This window comes from Pseudomonas sp. A-1, assembly GCF_004801855.1.
Lineage (GTDB): Bacteria > Pseudomonadota > Gammaproteobacteria > Pseudomonadales > Pseudomonadaceae > Geopseudomonas.
On sequence record NZ_SSTC01000153.1, the window covers coordinates 1 to 5,206 of the forward strand.

Genomic DNA, 5,206 nt, shown 5'->3' on the forward strand with positions numbered 1-5,206 from the left:
CTGGGCGACGCTGGCGGCGCGCAGCGCCGCGGACTGGCGGGCCGCCGGCGCCAGCGCCCGGCAGGCCACGCAGCTGCAGGCGTTCTTCGCCCATCCCGAGGTGGGCGAGCTGCGCCGCCGGCTGCAGGTCGCCGGCGTGCGCGGCTTTCAGTAGATGCGGAATTCCTCGTGGCAGGCCTTGCAGGCCTTCTCCACGCGATCGACCGGCGCGGCCAGGGCCTTGGCCTCGAGCGGCCGGGCGGTGGTGGCGGCGACCAGCGCCGCGGTGCTCGCCTCGAGGTCGCGGGCCAGCTGCTGGAAGCGCTCCTGACGCTGCCACACCTCGTCGCGGGCGCTGCTGTCCTCCTCGCGCACCTGCGGGAAGTGCTGCCAGGGCTGGCGCGACAGCGCATCGAGCCTGGCGGCGCCCTCGGCGAAGCGCTGCTCGTCGAAGCCGATGCGGCCGCGCAGCATGCCGCCGAGGTCCTCGCTGGTGTTGAGCATCTGCTTGAACAGCGCCTGGCGCTGGCCCAGCGGCGAGTTGGGGTCGACACGGTCGCAGGCGGTCAGGGTCAGGCCGCTCAGGGCCAGCAACAGCAGGGTTCGGGCAATCATGGCTACTCGCGGGGGTCGGGTCGAAAACGCGCGACAGTATCCGCGCATCGCTCCTGCGGGCCAAGGCCTGCGGGCGCGTCGGGGCGCCGCACGTACGGAAAACTTGGGCACGGCCGCGTGCGCCGCTATAATCCGGGCTCCCCGCGGCCTCCGGCCGCACCCGCCTCCCGTCCGAGGGGCGCTGCAGCAGGGTTTCCGCCGGTCGATGCACCGGCACCTGTCAGGCTCGGACGGGCTGTCGCCACGGCACGCAGCCTGCGTCCGTTCCTGACTTCAACGGCGCCCATTCGCCAATCACGAATGGAGATACGCATGAGCGCTGCTTTTGCCGATTACAAGGTTGCCGACATTGCCCTGGCCGACTGGGGCCGTCGCGAGATCATCATCGCCGAGTCCGAGATGCCGGCGCTGATGGGCCTGCGCCGCAAGTACGCCGCGGAGAAGCCGCTGGCCGGCGCGAAGATCCTCGGCTGCATCCACATGACCATCCAGACCGCGGTGCTGATCGAGACCCTGGTGGCCCTCGGCGCCGAGGTGCGCTGGTCGTCCTGCAACATCTTCTCCACCCAGGACCAGGCCGCCGCCGCCATCGCCGCCGCCGGCATCCCGGTGTTCGCCTGGAAGGGCGAGACCGAGGAGGAGTACGAGTGGTGCATCGAGCAGACCATCCTCAAGGACGGCCAGCCGTGGGACGCCAACATGGTGCTGGACGACGGCGGTGACCTGACCCAGATCCTCCACGAGCGCTACCCGGCGATGCTGGAGCGGATCCACGGCATCACCGAGGAAACCACCACCGGCGTGCACCGCCTGCTCGACATGCTCAAGGCCGGCACCCTGAAAGTCCCGGCGATCAACGTCAACGACTCGGTGACCAAGAGCAAGAACGACAACAAGTACGGCTGCCGCCACAGCCTCAACGACGCCATCAAGCGCGGCACCGACCACCTGCTGTCCGGCAAGCAGGCGCTGGTGATCGGCTACGGCGACGTGGGCAAGGGCTCGGCGCAGTCGCTGCGCCAGGAAGGCATGATCGTCAAGGTGTCCGAGATCGACCCGATCTGCGCCATGCAGGCGTGCATGGACGGCTTCGAGGTGGTTTCCCCCTACCTCGACGGCGACAACGACGGCAGCGAGGCCAGCATCGACAAGGCGCTGCTCGGCAAGATCGACCTGATCGTCACCACCACCGGCAACGTCAACGTCTGCGACGCCAACATGCTCAAGGCGCTGAAGAAGCGCGCCGTGGTGTGCAACATCGGCCACTTCGACAACGAAATCGACACCGCCTTCATGCGCGCCAACTGGGGCTGGGAAGAGGTCAAGCCGCAGGTGCACAAGATCCACCGCACCGGCAAGGACATCGACCCGACCAACGACGACTACCTGATCCTGCTGGCCGAAGGCCGCCTGGTGAACCTGGGCAACGCCACCGGCCACCCGAGCCGGATCATGGACGGCTCCTTCGCCAACCAGGTGCTGGCGCAGATCCACCTGTACGGCGCGCGCTTCGCCGACCTGCCGGCCGCCGAGAAGGCCCAGCGCCTGACCGTCGAGGTGCTGCCGAAGAAGCTCGACGAGGAAGTGGCGCTGGAGATGGTCAAGGGCTTCGGTGGCGTGGTCACCCGCCTGACCGGCAAGCAGGCCGAGTACATCGGCGTGACCGTCGAAGGCCCGTTCAAGCCGGACAGCTACCGCTACTGATCCCGCAGGGTGGAAAACCCGCGACAGCGGTTTTCCACCACCGGCAGCACACGGTGGAAGAGGCCTGCGGCCGTCTTCCACCCTACGCCCAAGGAATCCCTTCCATGTCCCAGGAACGCCGCTACAGCTTCGAGTTCTTCCCGACCAAGACCGAAGCCGGGCACGAAAAACTGCTGACCGTGGCCCGCCAACTGGCCGGCTACAACCCCGATTTCTTCTCCTGCACCTATGGCGCCGGCGGCTCGACGCGCGACCGCACGCTGAACACCGTGCTGCAGCTCGACGGCGAGGTGAAGGTGCCGACCGCGCCGCACCTGTCCTGCGTCGGCGACAGCAAGGCCGAGCTGCGCGAGCTGCTGGCCACCTACAAGGACGCCGGCATCCAGCGCATCGTCGCCCTGCGCGGCGACCTGCCCTCGGGCATGGGCATGGCCAGCGGCGAGCTGCGCTACGCCAACGAGCTGGTCGAGTTCATCCGCGCGGAAACCGGCGAGCATTTCCATATCGAGGTTGCCGCCTATCCGGAAGTCCACCCGCAGGCGCGCAGTTTCGAGGATGATCTGCGTAATTTCGTGCGCAAGGCCCAGGCCGGCGCCGACAGCGCGATCACCCAGTACTTCTTCAACGCCGACTGCTACTTCTATTTCGTGGAACGCGTGCGCAAGCTGGGTGTCGAAATCCCGATCGTTCCGGGTATCATGCCGATCACCAACTACAGCAAGCTGGCGCGTTTCTCCGACGCCTGCGGCGCCGAGATCCCGCGCTGGATCCGCAAGCAGCTGGAAGCCTACGGCGACGACCTCGCCAGCATCCAGGCGTTCGGCGAACAGGTGATCACCGAGATGTGCGAGAAACTGCTCGCCGGCGGTGCCCCGGGCCTGCACTTCTACACCCTGAACCAGGCCGAACCGAGCCTGGCGATCTGGAACAACCTCAAGCTGCCCCGCTGAGGTCGAGCCCCCGGGCTCAGAGCGCCCGTCCGCGCCATCGGCGCGGACGGCGGCTCGCAACGCTACGGACCTCCGTCCAGACCACCGCCCGGCGCAGGGCGATGGCCGTCGGGCGGGGGCATGGTCCGAATCCATGCCCTGTTCGCAGTCGATGATGATGCGCGCGGGATCTACCGGCCAGAGGCTGGGTCGATCCCCCCCGAGTCGGCGGGTTGCCGACGTGAAACAGGAACCCCGCATGTCCTTTACTTCCCTCGGTCTCTCCGAGGCCCTGGCCCGCGCCGTCGAGGCCGCCGGCTACACCCAGCCCACCCCGGTGCAGCAGCGCGCCATTCCCGCCGTCCTGCAGGGCCGCGACCTGATGGTCGCCGCGCAGACCGGCACCGGCAAGACCGGCGGCTTCGCCCTGCCGGTGCTCGAACTGCTGTTCCCGGGCGGCCACCCGGACCGCGAACACCGCCACGCCGCCAAGCAGCCGCGCGTGCTGGTGCTGACCCCGACCCGCGAGCTGGCCGCCCAGGTCCACGACAGCTTCAAGCTGTACGCCCGCGACCTGCCGCTGAAGAGCGCGTGCATCTTCGGCGGCGTCGGCATGAACCCGCAGGTCCAGGCCGTCGCCAAGGGCCTCGACGTGCTGGTCGCCTGCCCCGGCCGCCTGCTCGACCTGGCCAACCAGAAGGCCATCGACCTCAGCCACGTGGAGATCCTCGTCCTCGACGAGGCCGACCGCATGCTCGACATGGGCTTCATCCACGACGTCAAGAAGGTGCTCGCCAAGCTGCCGGCCAAGCGCCAGAACCTGCTGTTCTCGGCGACCTTCTCCAAGGACATCACCGATCTCGCCGGCAAGCTGCTGCACAACCCCGAGCGCATCGAGGTGACCCCGCCGAACACCACGGTGGAGCGCATCGAGCAGCGCATGTTCCGCATCGCCGCCACCCAGAAGCGCGCCCTGCTCGCCCACCTGGTGACCGTCGGCACCTGGGAGCAGGTGCTGGTGTTCACCCGCACCAAGCACGGCGCCAACCGCCTGGCCGAGTACCTGTGCAAGCAGGGCCTGCCGGCCGCCGCGATCCACGGCAACAAGAGCCAGAACGCGCGCACCAAGGCGCTGGCCGACTTCAAGGCCAACAGCGTGCGCATCCTGGTGGCCACCGACATCGCCGCCCGCGGCCTGGACATCGACCAGCTGCCGCACGTGGTCAACTACGAGCTGCCCAACGTCGAGGAGGACTACGTCCACCGCATCGGCCGCACCGGACGCGCCGGACGCAGCGGCGAGGCGATCTCGCTGGTGTCCCCGGACGAGGACAAGCTGCTCAAGGCCATCGAGCGCCTGACCAAGCAGCGCATCCCCGAAGGCGACATGCAGGGCTTCGACCCCAGCCAGGTGGTGGACGCCGCGCCGGCCGACAGCGACGAGCGGCCGCCGCGCCAGGGCCGTGGCCACGGCCGCAAGGACCTGCCGCAGCAGGAACGCAAGGAGCGCGCCCCGCGCGCCGCCAAGGGCGAGAAGGGCGACAAGCCGAGGGGCGACAAGACCGACAAGGCCGCCAGACCGGCCCGCGGCGAGAAGGCGGACAAGCCGTCGGCCAAGCCGGCTCGCGGCGATCGCCCGCAGGGCCAGGCCGCCCAGGGCGGCGACAAGTCGCGCAACCGCCGCGGCGGTCAGGGCCAGGCGCAGGGACAGGGCCGCAACGAGCGCCGCGGCGGCCAGCCGGCGGCGGTCCAGCTGGCGCCGGGCGAACTGCCGTTGCCGACCCGCCCCGACCGCGATCCGGAGGCCTTCCTCGACGACGAGTACGACAACTTCGGCAACAGCGTCGAGTACGTCAGCCCCTACCAGGGCAAGAAGCAGGGCCGCGGCGCTCGTCCGCAGGGCGGCGGCAATGCCCCGCGCGGCCAGGGCGGTGCCCGGCAGAATGCCGGCGGCGGCCAGCGCCGCGGCGACCTCGGCC

Annotated in this window: 4 protein-coding genes and 1 riboswitch; of the genes, 3 read left to right on the top strand and 1 reads right to left on the bottom strand. The window is 69.5% G+C overall.

All coding sequences use genetic code 11. The features are described 5' to 3' along the window. Positions 1-147: 147 nt before the first annotated feature. On the bottom strand, positions 148-594 hold the full coding sequence (locus E5198_RS20255; protein ID WP_136491720.1) for a cytochrome c: 447 nt from the start codon (positions 592-594) through the stop codon (positions 148-150). 167 nt (positions 595-761) lie between these two features. Next, positions 762-886, top strand: a riboswitch (S-adenosyl-L-homocysteine riboswitch). Between the two features lie 8 nt (positions 887-894). On the opposite strand from E5198_RS20255, the gene ahcY reads away from it, so the two are divergent. The 3 genes from ahcY to E5198_RS20270 form a co-directional block, all read left to right on the top strand. Beyond that, positions 895-2,298 (top strand): adenosylhomocysteinase, encoded by a 1,404-nt coding sequence (ahcY, locus tag E5198_RS20260; protein WP_136491721.1) that lies wholly within the window; start codon positions 895-897, stop codon positions 2,296-2,298. 104 nt (positions 2,299-2,402) lie between these two features. After that, positions 2,403-3,248, top strand: coding sequence for a methylenetetrahydrofolate reductase [NAD(P)H] (gene metF, locus E5198_RS20265; protein ID WP_136491722.1), 846 nt, complete (start codon positions 2,403-2,405; stop codon positions 3,246-3,248). 238 nt (positions 3,249-3,486) lie between these two features. Further along, positions 3,487-5,206: DEAD/DEAH box helicase (locus E5198_RS20270; RefSeq protein WP_136491723.1), on the top strand; the 1,720-nt coding region annotated here is incomplete at its 3' end.

What these genes read in the sequence shown, in the direction of transcription:
- E5198_RS20255 (WP_136491720.1), bottom strand. Translation starts at nt 594, where the DNA reads ATGATTGCCCGAACCCTGCTGTTGCTGGCCCTGAGCGGCCTGACCCTG.
- ahcY (WP_136491721.1), top strand. Translation starts at nt 895, where the DNA reads ATGGAGATACGCATGAGCGCTGCTTTTGCCGATTACAAGGTTGCCGAC.
- metF (WP_136491722.1), top strand. Translation starts at nt 2,403, where the DNA reads ATGTCCCAGGAACGCCGCTACAGCTTCGAGTTCTTCCCGACCAAGACC.